The 22,666-nt window shown below is 70.9% G+C and carries 19 protein-coding genes; 12 read left to right on the top strand and 7 right to left on the bottom strand.

Annotation, left to right across the window (positions count from 1 at the left end):
• The first annotated feature begins 21 nt into the window (after nucleotides 1–21).
• Genes DLJ53_RS12570 through DLJ53_RS12555 form a run of 4 tightly spaced genes read left to right on the top strand, consistent with a single transcriptional unit; the run spans nucleotide 22 to nucleotide 6,355 of the window.
• On the top strand, nucleotides 22–2,043 hold the full coding sequence (locus DLJ53_RS12570; protein WP_111346295.1) for a hydantoinase/oxoprolinase family protein: 2,022 nt from the start codon (nucleotides 22–24) through the stop codon (nucleotides 2,041–2,043).
• A gap of 9 nt (nucleotides 2,044–2,052) precedes the next feature.
• The gene (locus DLJ53_RS12565) at nucleotides 2,053–3,717 is read left to right on the top strand and encodes a hydantoinase B/oxoprolinase family protein (protein ID WP_111345588.1); all 1,665 of its coding nucleotides are present in this window, start codon (nucleotides 2,053–2,055) and stop codon (nucleotides 3,715–3,717) included.
• Entirely contained in the window at nucleotides 3,714–5,051 is a 1,338-nt protein-coding gene (locus tag DLJ53_RS12560; protein WP_111345586.1) for an aspartate aminotransferase family protein, read from the top strand. Before DLJ53_RS12565 ends, DLJ53_RS12560 begins: the two co-directional genes overlap by 4 nt.
• Nucleotides 5,048–6,355, top strand: a complete 1,308-nt coding sequence (locus DLJ53_RS12555; RefSeq protein ID WP_111345585.1) for an aspartate aminotransferase family protein — start codon at nucleotides 5,048–5,050, stop codon at nucleotides 6,353–6,355. Before DLJ53_RS12560 ends, DLJ53_RS12555 begins: the two co-directional genes overlap by 4 nt.
• 31 nt (nucleotides 6,356–6,386) lie before the next feature.
• On the opposite strand, the gene DLJ53_RS12550 is transcribed toward DLJ53_RS12555, so the two are convergent.
• Genes DLJ53_RS12550 through DLJ53_RS12535 form a run of 4 tightly spaced genes read right to left on the bottom strand, consistent with a single transcriptional unit; the run spans nucleotide 6,387 to nucleotide 10,334 of the window.
• Complete coding sequence (locus DLJ53_RS12550; protein WP_111345583.1) at nucleotides 6,387–7,250, bottom strand: TauD/TfdA dioxygenase family protein; 864 nt, start codon at nucleotides 7,248–7,250, stop codon at nucleotides 6,387–6,389.
• Between the two features lie 11 nt (nucleotides 7,251–7,261).
• Nucleotides 7,262–8,755 carry a tripartite tricarboxylate transporter permease gene (locus tag DLJ53_RS12545; protein ID WP_111345582.1) on the bottom strand — a complete coding sequence of 498 codons (1,494 nt, stop codon included), beginning with the start codon at nucleotides 8,753–8,755 and terminating at the stop codon, nucleotides 7,262–7,264.
• 15 nt (nucleotides 8,756–8,770) lie between these two features.
• Nucleotides 8,771–9,322, bottom strand: a complete 552-nt coding sequence (locus DLJ53_RS12540) for a tripartite tricarboxylate transporter TctB family protein (protein WP_111345580.1) — start codon at nucleotides 9,320–9,322, stop codon at nucleotides 8,771–8,773.
• Nucleotides 9,323–9,341: 19 nt separating this feature from the next.
• The gene (locus tag DLJ53_RS12535; RefSeq protein WP_111345578.1) at nucleotides 9,342–10,334 is read right to left on the bottom strand and encodes a Bug family tripartite tricarboxylate transporter substrate binding protein; all 993 of its coding nucleotides are present in this window, start codon (nucleotides 10,332–10,334) and stop codon (nucleotides 9,342–9,344) included.
• Between the two features lie 172 nt (nucleotides 10,335–10,506).
• On the opposite strand from DLJ53_RS12535, the gene DLJ53_RS12530 reads away from it, so the two are divergent.
• On the top strand, nucleotides 10,507–11,892 hold the full coding sequence (locus tag DLJ53_RS12530) for an FAD/NAD(P)-binding protein (RefSeq protein ID WP_162409164.1): 1,386 nt from the start codon (nucleotides 10,507–10,509) through the stop codon (nucleotides 11,890–11,892).
• A 9-nt stretch (nucleotides 11,893–11,901) separates the two neighbouring features.
• Here the strand turns inward: DLJ53_RS12530 and DLJ53_RS12525 are convergent, their stop codons facing one another.
• Entirely contained in the window at nucleotides 11,902–13,107 is a 1,206-nt protein-coding gene (locus DLJ53_RS12525; RefSeq protein ID WP_111345575.1) for an SMP-30/gluconolactonase/LRE family protein, read from the bottom strand.
• 146 nt (nucleotides 13,108–13,253) lie between these two features.
• Entirely contained in the window at nucleotides 13,254–14,285 is a 1,032-nt protein-coding gene (locus DLJ53_RS12520) for a LacI family DNA-binding transcriptional regulator (protein WP_111345573.1), read from the bottom strand.
• 173 nt (nucleotides 14,286–14,458) lie between these two features.
• On the opposite strand from DLJ53_RS12520, the gene DLJ53_RS12515 reads away from it, so the two are divergent.
• The 5 genes from DLJ53_RS12515 (at nucleotide 14,459) to DLJ53_RS12495 (ending at nucleotide 19,102) form a co-directional block, all read left to right on the top strand.
• Nucleotides 14,459–15,838 (top strand): MFS transporter, encoded by a 1,380-nt coding sequence (locus DLJ53_RS12515; protein WP_162409162.1) that lies wholly within the window; start codon nucleotides 14,459–14,461, stop codon nucleotides 15,836–15,838.
• A 113-nt stretch (nucleotides 15,839–15,951) separates the two neighbouring features.
• Entirely contained in the window at nucleotides 15,952–17,001 is a 1,050-nt protein-coding gene (locus DLJ53_RS12510; RefSeq protein WP_111345570.1) for an ABC transporter substrate-binding protein, read from the top strand.
• 18 nt (nucleotides 17,002–17,019) lie between these two features.
• Complete coding sequence (locus tag DLJ53_RS12505; protein WP_111345568.1) at nucleotides 17,020–17,829, top strand: ABC transporter ATP-binding protein; 810 nt, start codon at nucleotides 17,020–17,022, stop codon at nucleotides 17,827–17,829.
• Nucleotides 17,826–18,644, top strand: a complete 819-nt coding sequence (locus tag DLJ53_RS12500; RefSeq protein ID WP_111345567.1) for an ABC transporter permease — start codon at nucleotides 17,826–17,828, stop codon at nucleotides 18,642–18,644. The genes DLJ53_RS12505 and DLJ53_RS12500 overlap by 4 nt, the downstream gene beginning before the upstream one ends.
• A 23-nt stretch (nucleotides 18,645–18,667) precedes the next feature.
• A complete protein-coding gene (locus DLJ53_RS12495; RefSeq protein WP_111345565.1) occupies nucleotides 18,668–19,102 on the top strand; it encodes a RidA family protein in 435 nt (144 codons plus the stop codon).
• A gap of 16 nt (nucleotides 19,103–19,118) precedes the next feature.
• On the opposite strand, the gene DLJ53_RS12490 is transcribed toward DLJ53_RS12495, so the two are convergent.
• Nucleotides 19,119–19,994, bottom strand: coding sequence for a DMT family transporter (locus tag DLJ53_RS12490; protein WP_111345564.1), 876 nt, complete (start codon nucleotides 19,992–19,994; stop codon nucleotides 19,119–19,121).
• Nucleotides 19,995–20,148: 154 nt separating this feature from the next.
• On the opposite strand from DLJ53_RS12490, the gene DLJ53_RS12485 reads away from it, so the two are divergent.
• Nucleotides 20,149–21,525 carry an aminotransferase-like domain-containing protein gene (locus DLJ53_RS12485; RefSeq protein WP_111345562.1) on the top strand — a complete coding sequence of 459 codons (1,377 nt, stop codon included), beginning with the start codon at nucleotides 20,149–20,151 and terminating at the stop codon, nucleotides 21,523–21,525.
• 110 nt (nucleotides 21,526–21,635) lie between these two features.
• A complete protein-coding gene (locus DLJ53_RS12480) occupies nucleotides 21,636–22,664 on the top strand; it encodes a Bug family tripartite tricarboxylate transporter substrate binding protein (protein WP_111345560.1) in 1,029 nt (342 codons plus the stop codon).
• The last annotated feature ends 2 nt before the right edge of the window (nucleotides 22,665–22,666 follow it).

Below are 22,666 nucleotides of genomic sequence, written 5' to 3'. Positions count from 1 at the left end.
ACCGAGATAATGCGAGGCTTCATGACGGTCAACGTCGGTGTCGATGTCGGCGGCACGTTTACGGATTTCCTGATGCTGGACTCGGCGGCCGCCACGTTCCGCACGGCCAAGGTCCCGACAACGGTGAACGACCGCTCGCAGGGCTTCCTGCAGGGGATCGAGGCGCTCGCCGTGGCTCCGGCGTCGATCGACTGGCTGGTCCACGGCACGACCGCCGGCACCAACGCGGTGCTCGAGCGCAAGAACGCCCCCGTCGGACTCATCACCACGAAGGGCTTCCGCGACACGCTGGAGCTCGGCCGCCGTACCCGTCCCAAGCCCTACGGCCTCTCCGGCAACTTCGAGCCGCTGATCCCCCGCCAGGACCGCCTCGAGGTGGACGAGCGGATCGACGCGGACGGCAACGTCGTCGTCCCGCTCGACGAGGCGGCGCTCAAGGGCGAGGTCGACGCGCTGCTGGCGGCGGGGATCGAGTCGGTCGTCATCCACTTCCTCCACTCGTACGTGAACGACGTCCACGAGAAGCGGGCGGCGGCGATCGTCCGCTCGATGTGGCCGAACGAGCACGTCGTCGCCGGACACGAGATCATCCGCGAGGTTCGCGAGTTCGAGCGGGCGTCGACCGCGGCGATCCACGCCGGGATCGGCCCCATCGTCTCGCGCTACATCAAGTCGGTCGCCGGCGAGCTGGCGGACCGCGGGTTCAAGAACGAGCTTCTCGTCATGCAGGCGAACGGGGGCATGCTCGCCTCCTCGCTGGTGGCGAGCCAGGCGGTGCAGACGGTGATGAGCGGGCCGGCCGCGGGCGTGCTTGCCGCCTCGGCGATCGCCGAGGGCGCGGGCGTTCCGAACATCATCACCGGCGACATGGGCGGCACCTCGTTCGACGTGGCGCTGGTGGTCGGCGGCGCGCCGGTCATCTCCTCCGAGAAGGACCTCGCCTACTCGGTGCCGATCCGCATCCCGATGATCGACATCCACACGGTCGGCGCGGGCGGCGGCTCGTTGGCGCGGGTCGACGCGGCCGGCATGCTGCGCGTCGGGCCGGAGAGCGCCGGGTCCTTCCCGGGGCCCATCGGCTACGGCCGCGGCGGCACCGAGCCGACGATCACCGACGCCAACTTCCACCTCGGCCGCCTCAACCCGGACGCGGTGACGGGGGCGGAAGGTTCCGCCCCGCTCCGGAAGGTGAGCGAGGCGCTGGAGGTGCTCGGCGCGCCGCTGGGCCTCGACGCGACGGGCGCGGCGGCGGCGATCGTCAAGATCGCGGTGGCCGAGCTCGCCGGGGCGATCCGCCTCGTCTCCATCGAGAAGGGTCACGACCCGCGCGACTTCGCCTACATGCCGTTCGGCGGCGCGGGACCGCTGCACGCGGTGGAGATCGCCCGCGAGCTGGGCATCCCGAAGATCGTGGTGCCGCGCTTCCCCGGCCTCACCTCGGCGCTCGGCTGCATCCTCGCGGACGTGCGCCACGACTTCGTCCAGACGGTCAACGCGCCGATGAAGACGCTCGATGTCTCGGCCGCCGACGCGATCCTCGCCGCCCAGGCCGAGGCGGGCCGTGACCTCCTCAAGCGGGAGAAGGTCGACGTCGCCGAGGTTAGGATCGTCCACGAGGCGGACCTCCTCTACAAGGGCCAGACCCACGTGCTGCGCGTTCCCATCGAGGGCGACACCTTCGACCGCGAGCAGGTCCTCGCCGCCTTCGCCGAGGCCTACTGGACGCGCTTCGAGCTCGCCTTCCCCGAGATGGTGCCGATGCTGATGAACCTGCGCACCACGATCGTCGGCGTGCGCGAGCGGGTGGACCTGACGCTCTTCGCGCCGGTCGGCGGCTCGATGGCCGAGGCCGAGCGGGGGACGCGCCGCGCCTTCTTCGACGGCGCGTGGCACGACGCGCGCGTCTACGCCCGCGAGCACCTGCCGGCGGACGCCGTCATCGAGGGGCCGGCCATCGTCGAGCAGTCCGACTCCACCCTGGTGCTCGACCCCGGCGCCCGCGCCACCGTCGACCGCCTCGGCAACCTCATCGTCGAACTCTGAGAGAGCGCCATGGACCAGATCTCACCCGCAACGGCCGGCGCCACGATCGACCCGGTCACCCTCACCGTCATCGAGAAGGGCCTGCAGCAGGTCTGCTCGGAGATGGACCTCGTCCACGAGAAGACGTCCTTCTCCCCCGTCATCTCTGAGGGGTTCGACCGCTCCAACGGCATCTACTCCAGGGAAGACGGACGCATGATCGCGCAGGGCGCGCTCGGCCTTCCGATCTTCCTCGGCGTCATGCAGGAGACGACGCGCTCGGTGATCGCCGACCGGAAGGACCTCGTCGACGGCGACGTCGTCCTGGTGAACGACCCGTACTTCGGCGGGACGCACCTCATGGACGTGAAGATGGTGCGGCCGTTCTACTACCGCGGCAAGCTGTGGTGCTACCTCACCAACACCGGCCACTGGCCCGATACGGGCGGCATGGTGCCGGGCGGCTTCAACTCCACCGCGACGGAGATCTACCAGGAAGGGCTGCGCCTTCCGCCCGTGCGCCTCGTGCGCGAGGGGGTGATGGACGACGACATCATCCGCATCGTCCTCGCCAACGTGCGCGTCAGCGAGGAGCGGATCGGCGACATCAAGGCCCAGATCGCGGCGCTGGCGACGGGGGTGAAGCGGCTGACCGCCCTCCTCGACCGCTACGGCCAGGAGACGGTCGAGGCGGCGATGGCCGAGCTCGAGGCGCGCGGCGAGCGGCTGATGCGCGCCCACCTCGAAGCGATCCCCGACGGCACCTACTCGGCGAGCGCCTTCATGGACTCCGACGGCGTGGTGGACGCGCCGGTCGAGGTCGCGCTCGACCTCACCGTCGCCGGCTCGGACGTGACCCTCGACTTCTCCCGGTCGAGCCCCCCATGCGACGGACCGATGAACTCGGTCTGGGCGTCGACGCTCTCGGCGGTCTACGTCGCGTTCAAGCACATCTTCCCGGACCTGCCGATGAACGCGGGCTGCTTCCGCCCGCTGAAGGTCGTCGGCGCGGACGGGACCTTCCTGAAGGCGCAGCACCCCCGGCCCGTCGCGGGATGCGCGGCGGAGACCTCGCAGCGCATCGTGGAATCGGTGTGCCTGGCGCTGTCGACGGCGATTCCGGACAAGCTGTTCGCGGCCGGCGCCGGGTCGAGCGGCAACCTCTCGCTGGGCGGCTACGATCCGGTGAAGGGCGAGAACTACATCATGTACACCTTCTCCGGCGGCGGCTACGGCGGCTGGTGGGCCGGCGACGGGCTGACCAACGGCTGCTCGTCCATCGGCATCTCCAAGAACCAGCCGGTGGAGGTGCTGGAGCAGCGCTACCCCCTCCTCTTCGAGCGCTACGCCCTGCGCGAGGGGTCGGCGGGCGCGGGCCGGTACCGCGGCGGGTTCGGCGTCGACTACCGCTTCCGCCTGCTGCGCGGGCAGGGCAAGGCCTCCTTCCTGATGGAGCACGGCCGCGTCGGTCCTCCGGGGATCCTCGGCGGCGAGACGGGCCTGCCGAACGAGATCCGCATCGGCCGGGGCGAGGCCGTGACGATCCCCGAGCACCTCTCCAAGGGCGAGGGCTACGTCTTGACCACCGGCGACTGGATCGAGGTGAAGACGCCGGGCGGCGGCGGCTACGGCGACAAGGCCGCGCGCGACCGGGCGGCGATCGAGGCGGACGCGGCCAAGGGGTACGGGCTGTGAGCCACGTCTTCCACCGCACGCCCGCCAGGACGCTGCCGCGGATCGTGGCGGCGCAGGGCCTCAGGATGACGGACGCGGACGGCAGGACCTACCTCGACGCGGTGTCGGGCGGGGCGGCGGTCTCCTCCATCGGCCACGGCGACCCGCGCATCACCGACGCGATCACGGCGCAGCTCGGTCAGGTCGCCTACGCGCACAACGGCTTCTTCACTTCGGACGCGGCCGAGGAGCTCGCCGACACGCTGATCGCCGGCGCGCCGGAGGGCCTGTCGCGCGTGATCTACTGCTCCGGCGGGTCGGAGGCGATCGAGAGCGCGCTGAAGCTCGCGCGGCAGACCTTCGTGGAGCGGGGGCAGCCCGGAAAGGGCAAGGTGATCGCCCGCCGCCAGTCCTATCATGGCGCCACGATGGGCGCCCTCTCCATCGGCGGCAACGTCCCCCGCAAGGCGCCCTACGCGCCGATGCTGTTCGACGCGCCGCTGATTGCGCCCTGCTACCCCTACCGCGACCAGGCGGAGGGCGAGACGCTGGAGGCCTACGCCATCCGCGCCGCCGACGCCCTCGAGGAGCAGATCCTCGCCGAGGGGCCGGAGACGGTGGCGGCGTTCGTGGCCGAGCCGGTGGTCGGGGCGACGCTCGGCTGCGTGCCGGCGGCGCCGGGCTACCTGAAGCGCATCCGCGAGATCTGCGACCGCTACGACGTGCTTCTCGTCTTCGACGAGGTGATGTGCGGCGGCGGGCGCACGGGCTTTGCCTTCGCTTGCCTCGAAGACGGGGGGTCGCCGGACATCCTGGTGATCGCCAAGGGGCTGGGCGGCGGCTACCAGCCGATCGGCGCGGTGCTGGCGTCGCAGGCGATCGTGGACACGATCGTCGACGGCAGCGGGTCGCTGAAGCAGGGCTTCACGTACATGGCCCACCCGGTCGCCTGCGCGGCGGCGCTCGCGGTGCAGAAGGTCATCGCCGAGGACGGCCTAGTGGAGGCGGCGGCGGCGCGGGGCGCGCAGCTGCGCGCCGGGCTCGACGCCGCGTTCGGCCAGCACCCGCATGTCGGCAACATTCGCGGTCGCGGTCTCTTCCAGGGGCTGGAGTTCGTCGCCGACCGGGAGACGAAGGCGCCGTTCGACCCCTCGCTCGCCTTCAACGCGCGGCTCAAGGCGAACGCCTTCGCGGACGGGCTGATGGTCTACCCGATGCCCGGCACCATCGACGGCATCAACGGGGACCACGTGGTCCTCGCCCCCGCCTTCGTTGCCACGGCGGCGGATATCGACGAGATCGTAGAGCGGCTCGCGGTCGCCATCGACCGCACGGTGCAGGAGATCAACGCATGAGGCACCTCCAGAGGCTCGCGGAGCTGCGCGACACCTACGTCGCCGCCCACCCGGAGAGCCGGCGCATCATGAGCGATGCGGCCGAGTTCATGCCCGGCGGCAACACCCGCTCCGTGCTCCACTTCGACCCCTTCCCGATGGTGATCGCCTCCGGCGACGGGGCGACGGTGACCGACGTCGACGGGCACACCTACATCGACTGCGCGGGCGAATTCTCCGCCGGCCTCTACGGCCACAACGACCCGGTCATCCGCGCGGCGCAGGAGAAGGCGCTTTCGGACGGCCTCGTCCTCGCCGCCCCCAACCGCTACGAGGCGGGGCTGGCGCGGGAGATGTGCGTCCGCTTCCCCTCGCTGGACCGGGTGCGCTTCTGCAATTCCGGCACCGAGGCGAACGTCTTCGCGCTGCTGACGGCGCGCAATTTCACCGGCCGTTCGCGCTTCATGTTCATGGAGGAAGGCTACCACGGCGGCGTCCTCACCTTCGGCGGCGGCAAGGCGAGCCGGATGAACGCGCCGTTCGACCATGTGCTGGCGCCCTTCAACGACATCGACGCCGCGCTCGCGACGATCCGCGCCAACAAGGACGAGCTCGCGGCGGTGATGCTGGAGCCGTTGCTGGGCGCGGGCGGCAACCTCCTCGCCGACAAGGCGTTCCTCGAGGCGGTTCGGGCGGAGACGCAGGCGCACGGCATCCTCCTCATCTTCGACGAGGTGAAGACCTCTCGGCTCGGGCGCTCCGGCCTTCAGGGCCACTTCGGCGTGACGCCGGACATGACGACGTTCGGGAAGTACATCGGCGGCGGCCTCTCCTTCGGCGCGTTCGGCGGACGCGAGGAGATCATGATGCTGTTCGATCCGTCGCGGCCGGACGCGCTCATGCACGCGGGCACCTTCAACAACAACGTCATGTCGATGGCCGGCGGACTCGCGGGCCTTTCCGAGGTGTTCACGGCGGACCGGGCCGACGCCTTCCTCGACATGACCGAAGCGACGCGGGCGAAGCTCGGCGAGGCGCTGGCGGCAAAGGGTGTGCCGGTGCGCCCCTCCGGCTTCGGCTCGATGATGAGCCTTCATATCGGCGAGCGGGAGCCGCGGCGCTGGAGCGAGACCGACAGCCGTGCGGGCACGCTGCGCAGCCTCGTCCACCTCGCCGCCCTCGAGGAAGGGCTCGTCACCACGCCGCGCGGGGACCTCTACCTGTCGCTGCCGATGACCGAGGCGATGCTCGACGACGTGGTGGCCATCATCAGCGGGGCGGTGGCGCGCGAGTTCCCGTACGTCGCGGGACAGATGGCGGCCTGAGCCGCCATCGACGGGGCGGGAGACGGCCGGCTCAGGCCGTGGTGCCGCGGATCTGCGTCCGGTACATCAGCCGGCGCTGATCGCCCGGGAACGGGTCGCGGCGGTGCATGGTCCAGCGGTTGTCCCACTGGACCAGGTCGCAGACCCGCCAGCGGTGGTGCCACGACGGCGTGAGCTCGGTGACGTGGTACCAGAGCTCGTCGAGCAGCGCCTCGCTGTCGGCGATGGGAAGATCCATCACGTAGGCGTAGCGACGCCGGCCGAGGAAGAGCGCCTTGCGGCCCGTCTCCGGGTCCACCTTCACCAGCGGATGGATCTCGCCCGGCGACACGGTGAGGTCGGTCGGGGCCACGTGGCCCTTGCGCAGCGCGCCGCCGCTGTTGGTGGTCGCGTCGTGCTTAAGGGACAGGTCCTCGATGAACGCCTTGAGGTCGTCCGGCAGCCGCTCGTAGGCCGCGAAGGCGGAGATGAAGCCGGTATTGCCGCCGTCCTTGGGGACCTCCACGCCGTAGAGGCAGCTTCCGAAGGGCGGCACCTTCTCGAAGTTCATGTCGGAGTGCCACTCGCTCTCGCCGGCGCCGAGCGCGCCGATGGGGCGTCCGTTCTCGATGATGTTGGAGATGAGGTAGATCTCCTCGTGACCCGGCAGGCACTGGCGGCCCCATTCGGACAGCGGCGCGGGGTCGAGCTCGCCGAACTGGCGGCTGTAGCGGACGAGATCGTCCGGCGCGAGGTCCTGGTCGCGGTAGACGAGGACGAGGTGGCGCGCGAGCGCGTCCTTCAGGATCTGGATCGTGCCGGGGTGGAGGCGCTGCGAGAGGTCGACGCCGGTGACGATGGCGCCGACGGTCTCACTGGCCGGTAGGATGCGGATGGCAAGGTCGAGCGTAGACATCTGTCTCTCCTTCATGAGGCTCGGCTGAGGGTGGCGGCGGCGCGCTGACTGCGGATGGCGTCGACCGTCCAGCCGAGGAACGAGATGGCGGCGAGCGCCAGGAAAGCGGCGGTGAGCGGGCGCTCCAGAAGGCGGAGCGGCTGGTAGTCCAGCATCTGCATGGCCTTCGAGAAGCTCGATTCCCCGATCCCGCCGAGGACGAGGCCCAGCACGAGGCCGGGGATCGAGTACCCGGTCCGGCGGATGAAGAGCCCGACGACGCCGGCGGCCGCCATCACCCACACGTCGAGGACGAGGTTGCGCAGCGCGTAGGCGCCGACGAGCGCCGTCACCAGGATCGCCGGGGCGAGGAGGTGGAACGGGATGCGCAGGATGTGGACGACAGTCTTCGTCTGGAGCCAGCCGAGGCCGAAGATCGCGACGTTGGCGAGCAGCATCCCCGCGAACAGGAGGCCGACGAGATCGGTCGAGGTGGCGAAGACCAGCGGGCCCGGAACGATGCCGTGGATCTGGAAGACGCTGAGCATCATCGCCGTCAGCGCCCCGCCCGGAAGGCCGAGCGCGAGGAGCGGGATCATCGCCGAGCCGGTGGCCGCGTTGTTGGCCGTCTCCGAGGCGACGACGCCGCGGATGTCGCCCTCGCCGATCCGCCCGCCGTCGAGGCGCGCGGCGGCGCTGTAGCTGAGGAAGGCCGCGAGCACGGCGCCGATCCCCGGCACGACGCCGGCGAGGAGGCCGATCCCGGCCGAACGCGTCGCCGTGGCGCGCATCGCCCACAGTTCGCGAAGGCGCGGCAGGCCGAGGCCGACGCGGGCCGTGCCCGGCCTGAGCGCCGCGCCGCCGATGAGCTGGGCGAGCACCTCCGACACCGCGAAGAGGCCGAGGAGCACCGGGATGAAGTGGATCCCGGCGAGGAGGTAGTAGGACCCGAAGTCGTACCGCCCGACCCCGTCCGCCGGGTCCGAGCCGATGGTTGCGATGAGGAGCCCCGCCCCGACCGAGAGCGCGCCCTTCAGGGGGCTCGCCGCACCGACGGTCATGGAGATGGCGAGACCGAAGAGGATGAGGGCGAAGACCTCGGGCGGGCCGAAGGCGCGGATCGCGAACCCCGCCACCAGCGGCGTCGCGGCGATCATCAGGATGCACGAGACGATGCCGCCGAGGGCCGAGTAGAGGACCGCCGCCCCCACCGCCCGGCTCGCCTCGCCCTTGAGGGTGAGCTTGTAGCCGTCGATGGCCGTGGGCGCGTTCTCCGGCGCGCCGGGGATGTTGAAGAGGATCGCCGTGATCGCCCCGCCGAACACGCCCGAGCAGTAGATGACGCCGTAGAGCATGATGGCGTGGGACGGCACCATCTGCGCGGTGAACGGCAGGAGCACCGCGCCGAGGGTGAGCATGTTGACGCCGGGGATCGCGCCGAAGAGGCAGCCGCCGAGCACCCCGGCGGCGAACAGCGCGAGGAGGTTCGGGTCCGAGAGGAGCTGTCCCAGTCCGTCGAGGATCATGGTGGGGCGTCCGGTTCAGCTGAGCAGGGAGACGATGGCGCCGTTGACGGCGTCGAACGGAGACAGCGTGCCGAGCGGCAGGGGAACGTAGAGGAGGCTCGTGAAGACCACGGCGACCGTCAGCGAGATCGCGAACGTCGCCAGCGCGACGACGCGCGGCCGGCTCTCGCCCGCGGTGAAGAGGAAGCCCGCCACGAAGAGCGGCATGGCGACGAAGAAGCCCACCGGCCCGATCGCTGCCGCGAAGGCCAGCGGGACGAGGACGATGGCGCCCGCCCGCAGCACCGTCTCGAGCCGCACGGGCCGCGGCCGGCGCAGCCGCCACCGGGGCATCGCGGGCCTCAGGTTGACGAGGGCAAGCGCGAACTGCAGGACGGCGGCGCCCGCGACCAGCAGGGCGATGGCGCGGGGCCAGGCGGCCGGGCCCCAGCGGTAGCTTGTCAGGGTGTCGTCGAAGGCGAAGCTGCCGGCGGTGAAGGCCGCGGCGATCGCGAGCCAGAGGGCGCACTCCGCCCCCTTCGCCGCCACCGTCGAACGGTGGAGTGACCCGAATCCGTGTTGTGTCATGGCTTTGTCCGGTCGCCGGTCAGTCGATCAGGCCGAGAGTCTTGTAGATCTCCCGGTAGGTCTCGGCGGAGGTGTTGATGAGCGCGCGGGCGCCGTCGGCGTCGCGGTAGCTGTCGATGACGTGCATGTAGCTCTCGGCGTTGAAGGCCTGGAAGGCGTCGGACCGGAAAGCCTCGTCGCAGACCGTGCCGAGGAAATCGCGCCGCTCCTCGGCGACGGCCGGATGCGTCCAGAACCCGCGGAAGCGCAGCAGCGGCTCGGCATCGAGGCCGGCCTCGGTAGCGGTCGGGACGTCCGCGAAGGCCTCGGGCCGATCCTCGAGGAAGGTCAGGACGGGCTTGAGCTGCCCGGCGTCGAGGTAGGCTGAGACGTCGCCCGGTTGCTCGAACAGGACGTCGACCTGGCCGCCGAGGACCGCGGCGTAACGCTCGGCCGGATTGTCGAAGGCGATCTGGCGCGTCTCGAAGTCGAGGGCGCGCTCCAGCATCGCCATGTTGACCCGCTCCATGGAGCCGAGGTTGCCGACGTTGGCGACCGTCACCGCGCCCGGGTGCGCCCTCGTATAGGCGAGCAGGCTGGCGAAGTCGGGGAAGCGTTCGTCGTCGGCGCGCACGTAGAGCTGGCTGAAGGTGATCTGCGTCAGGCAGATCGGCGCCCAATCCGCGGCCGGGTCCTCCCGCAGCTTGCCGGAGACGAAGTTGGTGACGGCGTCGTCGATGGATTCCAGCACCGTGTAGCCGTCCCTGGGGGCGGACATGAAGTCCGGTACCGCGGCCATGCCGCCGCCGCCGGGCTTGTTCACGACGACGAACGGGACGCCCGCGGCGCGTTCGGCCGCCGCGCCCCAGGCACGGGCGAGCTGGTCCGATCCGCCGCCGGCACCGTAGGGCACGACGAGGGTGATGGGCCGGTTGGGAAAGCCGTCAGCGGTCCGTGACACGTCGGCGACGGCAGGCAGGGAGGCGAGCGCAAGTGCGCTCACGGCAAAGCCGGTGGGGCGTAGTCGGTTCATGACTCGTCCTTTCTTCGCGGTCGCCCGCCGAGGGGCGGCACGGGGGCATGCTGATGCGGCCTGTCGCATATGTCAATATACTCTATCAGCTAGATCGAGATATCGGTGTATGCCATGCTGAGCCGGTCGCCGGCGCGCCCCGTGGGCCGCCTCGTCTTGAATGGAGAGGTTTATGAAGATCGCCATCGTCGGTGCTGGATTTACGGGGACGGCCCTCGCGATCGCTCTGCTGGATCGCGCCCCGGCGGGGACGACGCTCGTCCTCATCGAGCCGCGCGGGGTCTATGGACGCGGCCTCGCCTATTCCACCGACGACCCGCGCCATCTCCTCAACGTCGCGGCCGGGCGGATGAGCGTGCGGGCCGACCAGCCGGACCACCTGACCCGCTGGCTTGCCCGCCAGCCCGCCGCATCCGCCGCACCGTACGACGCCGACAGCTTCATCCCACGCGAGCTCTACGGCCGGTATCTGGGCGAATCGCTCGACCGTGCCGAGGCGACCGCCTGCGCAGGGCTGCGGCGGGTGCCGGACGAGGTGGTGGATGTCGACCGGCTCGGCTCGGGCTTCCGGCTCCGGCTGCGCCAGGGGGGCGCGCTTTCGGCGGACGCCGTCGCCATCTGTACCGGGCATCCCCGGTCGCTGGCGGGCACCGGCAGGCCATCCGGCGGCACGATATGGACCGACGACGCGGCATCGATCGGGCGGGACGACAGGGTGCTCCTCGTCGGGACCGGACTGACGATGGTCGACCGGGTCCTGACGCTGGTGGGGCGCGGGCACCGGGGGCCGATCACCGCCGTTTCCCGGCGCGGACGGCTTCACCTGCCGCATCTGCCGCAGCGCGCGCAGCCGGTCAGCGTCTCCGTCGCGGAGGCGCGGCCGCGACTGCTTCCGCTGCTGCGCGCCGTGCGCTCCGCGGTGAGGGCCGCCCAGTCGCGAGGCTGCGACTGGCGCGCGGTGCTCGACGGGCTGCGCCCGCATATCCAGCGCGTCTGGAACGGGCTCAGCACCGAGGAGAAGCGCCGCGCCATCCGCCACCTGCGCCCCTACTGGGATACGCACCGCCATCGCATGGCGCCGCAGGTGGCGGCGGAGATCGCGGCGCTGATCGCGACCGAGCGGCTCGAGGTGCTGGCGGCGAGGTACGAGAGCATCGAGCGCGGCGAGGCGGGCCTCGTGGTGCGCTACCGGCGGCGCGGGCGACGCGTGACGACGGTCCGCTCGTTCGACCATGTCATGGACTGCGCCGGCGTCGATCTCGACGTGACGCGCGAGCGGGGAACGCTGCCGGCCTCGCTCGTGGACGGCGGACTCGCCGCACCGGGCCCGCTCGGGCTGGGTCTCGACGTCGATCCTGCCGGCCGGTGCTTCAATGCGGCCGGCAGGGTGGAGCACGGGCTTTTCGCGCTCGGGCCGCTGGCGCGCGGGGTGCTGTGGGAGATCACCGCCGTCGGCGAGATCCGCCAGCAGTGCCTCGAGGCCGCCCATGCGCTGCTCGCGGCGAGGGCCGAGCGTCACGCCGGGGCGGTGATCGAAGCCGCCCCGGCGCCGCTCTGAGCGGACCCGTCAGGCGGGCGCGGAACCCTGGGTCGAGGTGTACACCGCATAGAGCGACTGGCTCGCGGCCATGAACAGGCGGTTGCGCTTCGGCCCGCCGAAGGTGAGGTTGCCGCAGATCTCCGGCAGGCGGATGCGTCCCAGCAGGTCGCCGTCCGCCGACCAGACCGTGGCGCCGGAGTAGCCGACGGCGCGTCCCGCGTTGGACGAGCACCAGACGTTGCCGTTGACGTCGCAGCGCACGCCGTCGGGGCCACACTTCACCCCGTCGATCATGAAGTCGGAGAACTCCTTGACGTTCGAGACGCTGCCGTCTTCGGCGATGTCGCCGACGAACACCTTGCCCTGACCGCCCGGCCCGGTATCGCCGGGACCCTTGCCGGTGGAGGCGATGTAGAGCTTCTTGCCGTCCGGCGACAGGCACAGGCCGTTCGGGTCGGGCACCTTGTCCTCGCCGACGACGCGGGTGATCTTGCCGTCCGGGGCGATCCGGTAGGTGGCGGTCTCCATCTCGCGCTTCTTCGTGCCGATTCCGGCGGGCTGGCCGACGCGGTTGTTGAGGAGGCCGTCGGGGTTGGACGGCCCGCCGGCCGCGTCTGGCGTGCCCTCGTAGAGCTGGCCGCCGTACGGCGGGTCGGTGAAGAAGTAGGACCCGTCCGGGTGGGCGACGACGTCGTTGGGGGAGTTGAGCGGCTTGCCCTCGAACGAATCGGCGAGGACCGTGATGGAGCCGTCGAGCTCGTAGCGCACGACGCGGCGCGTCAGGTGCTCGCAGGAGAGCTGCCGGCCCTGGAAGTCGAACGTATTGCCGTTGGAGTTGTTCGACGGCTGGCGGAAGACCGAGACGTGCCCGTCCTCGGACAGGTAGCGCATCTGCCGGTTGTTGGGGATGTCGGACCAGACGAGGAACTTGCCGACGGCGTTCCAGGCCGGGCCTTCGGCCCATAGCGACCCCGTCCACAGCCGCTGGATCGGCGCGTTGGGCTGCATCACGCCCCAGAAGCGGTCGTCGACGCCGATGATGTCCGGATCCCAGAAGTAGACGTTGGGCGGCGCGTCCGGCGCGAAGGAACGGGGCGGCTGGGTGATCGTGGTCGGCGGCGCGGCGGGGCCGGCCGATTCCTGGGCGATCGCCCGTCCGGCGAAGGCGACGGTCGCCGCGCCGGCCCCCAGTGCGCCGAGCGCCTGGCGCCGGCTCAAGGTCGTATCGTTCATGTCTGTCCTCCCTGCCGGTGCCGTTCTGTGCGGCACCGTGTCGCGATTGTGGGCAGGCAATGAGGCGATTGTCAGTCGCGCAGCAGTCTCCATAAGTTCGACCTTGGCATTATTCCGTGCCCGACAGGGCCGGCATGCGTCGATATTCAGGCTCCGGCGGCGGCGCGGGGGGCGGTCGAGCTTCGCACGATAAGGGTTGGTGCCATGACCGCGCGGCGCGACGGGCGGGCAGGATCGGCGATCAGCGCGAGGAGCTGGTCGGCGGCCTCGGCGCCCATGTGGTCGTGCGGGATTCGCACGGTGGTCAGCGGCGGGGCGATCCGGTCGGCGAACGGCATGTCGTTGTAGCCGGTGAGCGAGACGTCCTGCGGGCAGGAGATGCCGGCCTCGAACAGCGCCTGCCGCGCGCCGATGGCGAGCCAGTCGTTGGCGGCGAGCAGCGCCTCGGGCGGCGGTCCGTCGGCGAGCAGCGCCCGGGTGAGCCGGTAGCCTTCGCCTTCGGTGAAGGCGTTCGCCGTGGGCATCGCGGCGGGATCGGCGGCGATCCCGTGGCGGTCGGCGGCAGCGAGGAAGGCGGCGCGGCGCGTCACGCCCGTCGAGGTGTTCTGCGGACCGGCGAGATGGACGATGCGGCGATGGCCGAGCTCCACGAGGTGGGCGAAGGCCATGGCGATGCCTCGCTCGTCGTCGGCGACGACGGCGCTGAGGCCGCTGTCGGCGATCTCGCGGTTGAGGAGGACGGTGGGAACCTTCGCACCGAGGGCCGCGAGGTCGGCCGCCTCCGTCAGGTCGGCGGAGGCGATGACGAGGCCGTCGATGCGGCGGTCGAGGAAGGTGTCGATCGCCTGCCGGGCCTTTTCGGCGCGGAAGTCGGAGGTGGCGAGGAGTGCGCAGTAGCCGGCGAGGCTGAGGCGCCGCTCGATGCCCTGGAACATCGCCGGGAACATCGTGTTGGCGAGGTCCGGGACGATGACGCCGACGGTGCGGCTCGACTGGGTGCGCAGGCTCGCGGCGAGGGCGTTGCGGCTGTAGCCGAGCTCCTGCGCGGCGCGGCGCACGCGGCGGACCACCTCCTTCGACAGGCGCCCCTCGAGCTTGGGGTCGAGCGCGCGCGAGGCCGTGGACGGGTGCACGCCGGCCGCCTTGGCGATGTCGATGAGCCTGGGGCGTCGCGCCAACCGGGGTCCTCCGTTTGCTGCGGCCGGTCATGCCGCGATCCGCTCACAATGGACAAGGCGGCGAAGTTGCGCAATGGATTGCACAAACATGCCTGTTCGTCGTCGCGCGGCGCGACCCGTGCGCGCGGCATGCGCTGCCCCGCGGGGCGCCCTCCGGACCCGAGAGGACAGCGATGACATTGGAGACCCCTCGCCTCTCCTCAGGTGCGCGGTGGATGCCGGGCGGCAGCCCGGGCGCCTCGGCCCGACCCGAGTCGTCCCCACCCGGCGAGACGCCGGCGGCGGCGCCGCAGGGGGTGGCGGACGACCCGCAGCGCGCGGTCTACCGCCGCGTGTTCCTGCCCCTGTGGGGCGCCGCGGTCGGGCTTCAGGCGGGCTTTCTCGTCCACGACGTCAGCGCCGCCTGGGTGATCACCGCAGCCGGCGGGGCCGCGAGCCTCGTCGCGCTGGCACAGACCGCGGCGACCGCACCGTTCTTCCTTCTGGCGCTGCCGGGCGGCACGCTCGCCGACCTCTACGGGCGGGCGCGCATCATCATGATCGTCGCGGCGGTGCTGTCGGTCGTCTCGGCCACGCTGGCCGGGGTGGCCGCGGCGGGGTTCGCGGGGCCGATGCTGGTGCTGGCCGTCAGTCTCGCGAACGGGTGCGGCAACGCCCTCACCACCCCCGCCTGGCAGGCGATGACGCCGGAGCTGATCCGCGGCGAGCGGCTCCCCGGCGCACTCGCCCTCAACAGCCTCGGGATCAACATCGCCCGGTCGATCGGCCCGGTGACGGCGGGGTTCGTGCTGGCCTGGGCGGGACCGCCGGCGGCGTTCGCACTCAACGCGGCGTTCTTCGCCGCCGTCGCCGCGACGTTCGGCGCCGTGGGCCTCAGGGCGAGCGCCCGCCCGGCGGCCAGCGAAGGGTTCTGGCCGGCGCTGGCGGGCGGCGCGCGGTACGTCGCCAGCGAGCGACCGCTGCAGGTCGTGGCGCTGAAGGCGACGACCTTCTTCTTCTTCGCGGCGAGCTTCTGGGCGCTGGCGCCGGTGGTCGTGGCCGAGCGGCTCGACGGCAACGGCGGGATGCTCGGACTGATGGTGGGGTCCGCCGGCGTCGGCGCGGTCACGGGATGGCGCATCCTCGGCGCCTTGCGGCGACGGCTCGACCTCGACGGGCTGATGCGCCTTGCCGGACTGGTCGCGGCGGCGGCGCTCTGCCTCGTGCCGCTCGCCGGCCACCCCGCCGTCTTCGCGGGGCTGCAGGCGGCGCTGGGGTTCGCATGGCTGATCGCGTTCTCGTCGATCCACCTCGCCGCGCAGCTGCGTCTGCCGACGTGGGTCCGGGGCCGCGGCACGGCGCTCTACCTCATCGCGATCTTCGGCTCGATGGCGACGGGCAGCGCGCTCGCCGGCCTCGTCACGGACGCCGCCGGCCTCACGGTCGCCTACCTCGTCGCCGGCGTCGGCCTCCTCGTCGCGACCCTGGTCGCCCGCCAGCTGAAGATCGCGGTGACGACGGCATCGCCAACGAACGCGGCACCCGCTGAACAGAAACGCGACGGCGACAGGTAAAACTGCGCGAATTATTTGCATCGGCACTGAAGCGCTTGCCAGCCGGTGGCGAAGTCGTATCGTCGACAAGTTGGCAAACGATTGCCAGAAATCGCGAGCAAGGTGAGGCGCTGATGTCCCTGAACCGTCGACAGTTCGTTGCTGCCTCGGCCGGCAGCGCCCTCGCCCTCACGAGCTTCACCCGGCGCGCCCGCGCCCAGTCCGGCACGCTGCGCATCGGCGTCGTGCCGTTCATCTCCTCCGGGCCGTTCTTCATCGCGATGGCGAAGGGCTACTTCGACGCCGTCGACATCAAGGTCGAGCCGCAGACCTTCATGGACGGCGCGCTCGCGGTGCCCGCCCTCGTCGCCGGCGAGCTCGACGCCACGGTCGCCACCATCAACGCCGGCCTCATCAACGCCGTGTCGAAGGGCGCGAACTACAAGCTCGTCCTCGACCGGGGCAGCGAGATGGTCGGCCTCGGCTCGATGACGATCGTCGCCTCCAACAAGATGTACGAGGCGGGCCTGACCTCAATCGACAAGTTCGACATGCTGGAGGGGGCCAAGTTCACCATCCAGGCGCCCGGCGGCATCGACCAGTACCTGCTCGCCCGCGGGCTGCAGAACGCCGGCCTCGACCCGACGAAGGCCGCCTTCCGCGCCGGCCTCACCTACCCCGACATCGTCAAGAGCCTCGGCACCGGCCTCACCGACGTGGCGCAGATCCCCGTGCCGCTCGCCTTCCTCGCGGAGAAGAACGAGGTCGGCAAGATCATCGGCGCCGGCTACGAGATCGACCCCGGCGCCCAGCTCGGCTGCTTCGCCATGCCCGAGGCCTTCCTCGACGAGGACCGCGAGACGGCAGTGCGCTACGCGATGGCGCACATCCAGGCCGCGCGCGAATTCGTGGCCGCCGCCGAATCGAAGGACCCCGAGGTGATCGCCATCATCTCCGAGGCGACCAAGGTTCCCGCCCCGCTCGTGGAACGTGCCGCCCCGCGCTGGACCGGCTACGACAAGGACGGCATGCCGAACGTGAAGTCGTGCATGGACCAGGCCGCCTTCTGGGTCGACACGATGAAGCTGATCTCCGGCCCGGTGCCGACCGAGGAGGCGCTCTTCGACCTCTCCGTCGCCGAGGAGGCCGCGGCGCGCCTCGCCAAAGAGAACCCCTTCCTCTGAGCCGATAGAGCACCCGCGGTGGCCGCCCGCACCGACATCCGCTGCGAGAACCTGTCGCTGACCTTCCCCTCGCGGTCGGGCGGCTCGACGCTCGCCCTGGACGCCCTCACCTGCCGCTTCGAGGCCGGCAAGGTCTCCGCGATCATCGGCCCTTCCGGCTGCGGCAAGAGCACCATGCTGCAGGTCGTGCGCGGGCTCCTCGGCGCGACGTCGGGAGAGGTCCGCTTCGTCAACCGCCAGACCGGGCACTCGGTACTGCCGCCGGCGATGGCCACCGTCTGGCAGAGCTTCAACCTCTTCCCCTGGCTGACGCTGATCGACAACGTCGCCTTCGGCCTCGAGGTCGCGGGCGTGCCGCGGCGGGAGCGCCGGGCGCGGGCGGAAGCGGCGCTCGCCCGGGTCAACCTCTCCGGCTTCGAGCACAAGCACCCGGGCCAGCTCTCCGGCGGCATGCGCCAGCGCGTCGGCATCGCCCGCGCCCTCGTCATGGAGCCCGAGATCCTCCTCCTCGACGAGCCGTTCGGCGCGCTCGACGCGCAGACCCGGCTGGTTCTGCAGGAGGAGGTCGGCGGCATCGTCCAGGCGACGGGCGCCAGCGCGATCCTCGTCACCCACTCGATCGAGGAGGCGATCCTCCTCGGCGACACGATCTTCGTCATGACCGCGCGTCCGGGCCGCATCGCGCGGGAGATCAATGTGGAGCTGCCGCGCCCCAGGACCATGGCGCAGCTCTCCGAACCCGAATTCGTCGCCCTCTTCGCGGAGATCTACGAGCTTCTCAAGTCCGAGGTGCTGAAGGCGATGGCGAGCGAGCGGGAGGCGGCATGAGCGACAGCGCCGCCCTGACGCCCGCCGCCGGGACGCAAACCCGGCCCGCCCGCTGGCGCGCCCTCGCCGGCGACCGGCGCGTGATCGGCTGGGGCTTCCTCCTCACCATCCTGGTCGTCTGGGAGCTCGCGGTCGTGCTGCGGGACATCTCCCCGCTGTACCTGCCGAAGCCGACACGCATCATCGCCGTGCTCGTAAACGAGTTCGCCACGCGCGACCTCGGCGCGGACCTCGCGCGCACGCTCTACCGGATCTTCGCCGGCTTCTTCATCGCCCTCGGCGCGGGCATCCTGCTCGGCGTCTTCATGGCCGTCTCCAAGACGGTGGACGCGATGGCCGACATCCTCATCGCCGCGCTCTACCCGCTGCCGAAGGTGACGCTGATCCCGCTGCTCATCATCTGGCTCGGCACCGGCGGGCCGTTCATGCTGACGATCTCGTTCCTCGGCGCCTTCTTCCCCATCGTGATCAACACGGTGATGGGCGTGCGCCAGTGCGACAAGGGGCTGATCCTCGCCGCGCGCGACCTCAACGCGAAGACCTCGACGATCATCCGCCGCGTGCTCATCCCCAGCGCGGTTCCGTCCATCTTCGCCGGCATCCGCATCGGCCTCGGCGTGTCGATCATCCTGGTGGTGGCGGCGGAGATGGTGGTGGCGCGCGACGGGCTCGGAGCGCGCCTCTTCCTGGCGGGCCAGCTTCTGGAGACCGAGGTGGTGTTCGCCGTGCTCATCGTGCTGGCGCTCCTCGGCATCGTCATCACCAAGGGGCTCGACCTGGTCGACGCCCGCCTCAGCCTCTGGCGCGCCAACTAGCCTCAACTCCAAGGAAAGACCCCATGTCCGACAGCGTGACGCTGAAGCCGATCCACCCGGAGCCGGAGAAGGCCTGGATGATGCCCTACGCGCCGGCGGTCCACATCGTCGGGGCGTGCAACCTCATGTACATCTCCGGCGCGACCGCGTCGGACCTCTACCATCACCACCCGCACATCGATTCCGAGCACCAGCACTCGTGCGACATCACTGTGCAGACCGAGCGCGCGATGGCGGCGATCAAATCGATCCTCGACACGGTGGGCGCGACCTGGACCGACGTCGTGAAGATCACGAAGTACCTGACCGACATGCGCGACGCCGACGGCATGCACCGCACGATGAACCCCTACTTCGGAGACTGGCGGCCGGCGAGCACGATGATCTGCATCAACCAGCTCTCCTCGCCCGGCGCGCGGGTGGAGCTCGACATGATCGTGGCCGTGCCGGCGAAGTGATCCGGCGGGGCGCCGCTCAGCGGGGCGCCGGCCGCGCGGCGAAGCGCTTCGCGCCCGCGACGCACAGGACCACCGCGAGGGTCACCGCGACCATCGACCAGGCGACCGGCTCGCCGAGGATCGCCGCGGCGAGGGCGAGGCCGAAGAAGGGCTGGAGAAGCTGGAGCTGGCCGACGCCGGCGATCCCGCCCAGTGCCAGCCCGCGATACCAGAACACGAACCCGATCAGCATGCTGAAGACCGAGACGTATGCGAGGCCCATCCATGCCGGGCCGGCCATCGTCCACTCCGCCGGCAGGGTCGCGAGAGCGAGGACGCCCATCACCGGCATCGCCAGCACCAGCGCCCAGGAGATGACCTGCCAGCCGCCGAGCCGGCGCGACAGGGCCGCGCCCTCCGCGTAGCCGAGACCGCACGCGAGGATCGCCGCCAGCATCAGGAGGTCGCCGGTGAGGTCGCCGCCCTCGCTGCGGGCGAGCGCGAAGCCGACGACGGTGAGGCTGCCGAGCACCGAGAAGAGCCAGAAGGCCGGCTGCGGCCGCTCCCCGCCCCGCATCACGCCGAAGAGCGCGGTGGCGAGCGGCAGGAGCCCGACGAACACCACCGAGTGCGCGGCGGTGATATGCTGCAGCGCGAGCGCGGTGAGCAGCGGGAACCCGACGACGACGCCGAACGCCACGATGGCGAGCGAGACGAGGTCGCCGCGCCGCGGGCGTGCCTGGTGCAACGCCCACAGGCACAGCGCGCCGAGGAGCGCGGCGATGACCGCCCGGATCGAGGTGAGGAAGAGCGGCGAGAAGTCCGCCACCGCCACCCGCGTCGCCGGCAGCGACCCGCTGAAGATCAGCATCCCCAGGAACCCGCTGCCCCACCCTGCCGTCGCTGTACTCATACCGCCTCCTGTCCGTGCGAGGCTGGTAGCGACAGGCCGATGGCTTCGCCAGCGACAATCCAATACAATATCGCTAAACTGTACTGGTTCAAGAACCCATACAAAAGAGGGAACCGTGCCGAACGAACGCCCGGGAACGCGTACCGCGCAGGTGATGGACGCCGTGCGCGCGAAGATCGCCGGGCGCACGCTCACGACCGGCGACCGGCTGCCGTCAATCCGTGCCTTCGCAGCGGCGATGGGGGTCTCGCCGTCGACCGTCGTGGACGCCTACGACCGGCTCGCGGCCGAAGGGGTGATCCACGCCCGGCAGGGCTCCGGCTTCTATGTGGCGACGGCCCCGCCGCCGCTGGCGCTCGGCGAGATCGGCCCGCGGCTCGACCGCACGATCGACCCCTTCTGGGTCTCGCGCCAGTCGCTCGACACGGGCGAGGATGTCGCCAAGCCCGGCTGCGGATGGCTGCCGGCGGACTGGATGCCGACGGCCTCGCTCCGCCGGGCCACCCGGCGCCTCGCCAAGGCCGACGACACGCTCCTCACCGAATACGGCGCGACGCGCGGCGCGCTCGGCCTGCGCCGCCTCCTCGCGCGCCAGTTCGCCGGCGAGGGGCTGGAGATCGGCCCCGACCAGATCCTTCTGACCGGCTCCGGCACGCAGGCCATCGACCTCGTCTGCCGCTTCCTGCTGCGCCCCGGCGACACCGTGCTCGTCGACGACCCGTGCTATTTCAACTTCCGGGCGCTGCTGCGGGCGCACCAGGTCGACGTCGTCGGTGTCCCCTACACGCCGTACGGGCCGGACACGGAACGCTTCGCCGAGGCCGCCGCCGCGCACCGCCCGCGCCTCTACGTGACCAACTCGGCGCTCCACAATCCGACCGGGGCGACGCTCGCGCCGCAGGTCGCGCACCGCGTCCTCAACATCGCCGCCGCGCACGACATGACGATCGTCGAGGACGACATCTTCGCCGACTTCGAGCCGGAGCCGTCGCCGCGCCTCGCGACCCTCGACGGCCTGTCTCGCGTCGTCCGGATCGGCAGCTTCTCCAAGACGCTGTCGGCCTCGATCCGCTGCGGCTACATCGCGAGCGGCGCGGACTGGATCGACGCGCTGATCGACCTCCAGGTCGCGACCCACTTCAGCGGGGTGAGCCCGGTGGCGGCCGAACTCGTCCACGCAGCCCTGAGCGACGGCGGCTATCGCAAGCACATCGACATGCTCCGCCGCCGCCTCGCCCGCGCAAGGGGCGATACGGCCGCACGCCTGAAGCCCCTCGGCATCGTCCCCTGGCTGATGCCGCGCGGCGGGTTCTACCTCTGGTGCCGCTTGCCCGAGGGATGCGACGCCGCCGCGCTGGCGGGACGGGCGCTGCGGGACGGGGTCGTGCTCGCGCCCGGCGACGTCTTCAGCGTCTCGCGGACGGCGGCGGGCTACATGCGCTTCAACGTTGCGCAGATGGCCGCGCCCGCCGTCTACCCCGCACTCGGGCGCGGCCTCGCCGACGCGATGCACACCTTGCCAACATTTTGAGCCGCCGACGCAATTGACAACGTCGTCACTGAGTTCCTTAATTATCTAACCGGCCAGTCAATAAAGGTGCGAGTTCGAGCTGGTCTGCGCATCCGAAGGGGAATTCCGTGATGACAAGATTGAGCACCGCCGCCGCGCTCGCGGCTCTCCTGATCGCGCCCGCCGGCGCCCTGCTGGTCGCGCCCTCCGGCGCGCTGGCCGAGGACTGGTCCCCGGCCGAACCGGTCACCATCATCGTGCCGTGGTCGGCCGGCGGCTCGACCGACACGGTCACGCGCGTCATCGCCAAGGAGCTGACCGACGCGATCGGGCAGAACTTCGTCATCGTGAACCAGCCCGGCGCGTCGGGTTCGGTCGGCACCCGTTCGGTCTGGGAAGCGCCGCACGACGGCATGACGATGGCCGCCGGCGCCGCCGCCGACCTCGGCGCCTACCCGGTGTTCGGCAGCCTCGACGCCACGATCGCCGACTGGCGGCTCTATCTCGACGTCGCGAACCCGGCGATGATCTCCGTCCCCGCAGACAGCGAATGGGAAGACTTCGGAGCCTTCCTCGAGGCGCTCACGACGGCCGAGTCGCCGATGACGGTCTCCTCCGGCGGCCTCTCCTCGGCGACGGCGATCACCATGCAGGCGCTCGAGAAGGTCGCCGACGTGAAGTACCGCCAGATCGTCTACGAGGGCGGCAACCCGGCGGTGATCTCCACCGTCGCCGGTGAGACCGACTTCACCGCGCAGAACGCGACCGAGCAGGTCGACATGGTCCGCGCCGGCAGGCTGCGTCCGCTCGCCGTCGTCGCCTCCAGCCCGCTCGAGCTCGCCGGCTACGGCTCGGTCCCGGCCATCACCGACTGGCTGCCGGAGATCGCGACCGCGCCGAACTACTTCGGCATCTTCGTCCCTGCCGACGCGCCGAAGGAGGTCCTCGACACCATGGACAAGGTGTGGGCCGAGAAGATCGCCAACTCCGAGGCGCTGAAGACCTTCGCGGCCGAGCGCGCCGCCCTCTTCGCGCCGAGCTACGGCGAGGAGGCGCACAAGGCGGCTATGCCGTTCCTCTCGATCAACGCCTGGCAGCAGTTCAACAGCGGCGCGGCGCCGAACGAGCCGACCCAGTTCGGCATCCCCAAGCCCGAATAACC

It is taken from the genome of Acuticoccus sediminis (genome assembly GCF_003258595.1).
GTDB lineage: Bacteria > Pseudomonadota > Alphaproteobacteria > Rhizobiales > Amorphaceae > Acuticoccus > Acuticoccus sediminis.
This window is presented reverse-complemented; position numbering and strand designations above follow the sequence as displayed.

Excerpts from the sequence above, each read along its gene's own strand:
- DLJ53_RS12570 (WP_111346295.1), top strand. The coding sequence starts at position 22 with ATGACGGTCAACGTCGGTGTCGATGTCGGCGGCACGTTTACGGATTTC.
- DLJ53_RS12565 (WP_111345588.1), top strand. The coding sequence starts at position 2,053 with ATGGACCAGATCTCACCCGCAACGGCCGGCGCCACGATCGACCCGGTC.
- DLJ53_RS12555 (WP_111345585.1), top strand. The coding sequence starts at position 5,048 with ATGAGGCACCTCCAGAGGCTCGCGGAGCTGCGCGACACCTACGTCGCC.
- DLJ53_RS12550 (WP_111345583.1), bottom strand. The coding sequence starts at position 7,250 with ATGTCTACGCTCGACCTTGCCATCCGCATCCTACCGGCCAGTGAGACC.
- DLJ53_RS12545 (WP_111345582.1), bottom strand. The coding sequence starts at position 8,755 with ATGATCCTCGACGGACTGGGACAGCTCCTCTCGGACCCGAACCTCCTC.
- DLJ53_RS12540 (WP_111345580.1), bottom strand. The coding sequence starts at position 9,322 with ATGACACAACACGGATTCGGGTCACTCCACCGTTCGACGGTGGCGGCG.
- DLJ53_RS12535 (WP_111345578.1), bottom strand. The coding sequence starts at position 10,334 with ATGAACCGACTACGCCCCACCGGCTTTGCCGTGAGCGCACTTGCGCTC.
- DLJ53_RS12530 (WP_162409164.1), top strand. The coding sequence starts at position 10,507 with ATGAAGATCGCCATCGTCGGTGCTGGATTTACGGGGACGGCCCTCGCG.
- DLJ53_RS12525 (WP_111345575.1), bottom strand. The coding sequence starts at position 13,107 with ATGAACGATACGACCTTGAGCCGGCGCCAGGCGCTCGGCGCACTGGGG.
- DLJ53_RS12515 (WP_162409162.1), top strand. The coding sequence starts at position 14,459 with ATGACATTGGAGACCCCTCGCCTCTCCTCAGGTGCGCGGTGGATGCCG.
- DLJ53_RS12510 (WP_111345570.1), top strand. The coding sequence starts at position 15,952 with ATGTCCCTGAACCGTCGACAGTTCGTTGCTGCCTCGGCCGGCAGCGCC.
- DLJ53_RS12500 (WP_111345567.1), top strand. The coding sequence starts at position 17,826 with ATGAGCGACAGCGCCGCCCTGACGCCCGCCGCCGGGACGCAAACCCGG.
- DLJ53_RS12495 (WP_111345565.1), top strand. The coding sequence starts at position 18,668 with ATGTCCGACAGCGTGACGCTGAAGCCGATCCACCCGGAGCCGGAGAAG.
- DLJ53_RS12490 (WP_111345564.1), bottom strand. The coding sequence starts at position 19,994 with ATGAGTACAGCGACGGCAGGGTGGGGCAGCGGGTTCCTGGGGATGCTG.
- DLJ53_RS12485 (WP_111345562.1), top strand. The coding sequence starts at position 20,149 with ATGGACGCCGTGCGCGCGAAGATCGCCGGGCGCACGCTCACGACCGGC.
- DLJ53_RS12480 (WP_111345560.1), top strand. The coding sequence starts at position 21,636 with ATGACAAGATTGAGCACCGCCGCCGCGCTCGCGGCTCTCCTGATCGCG.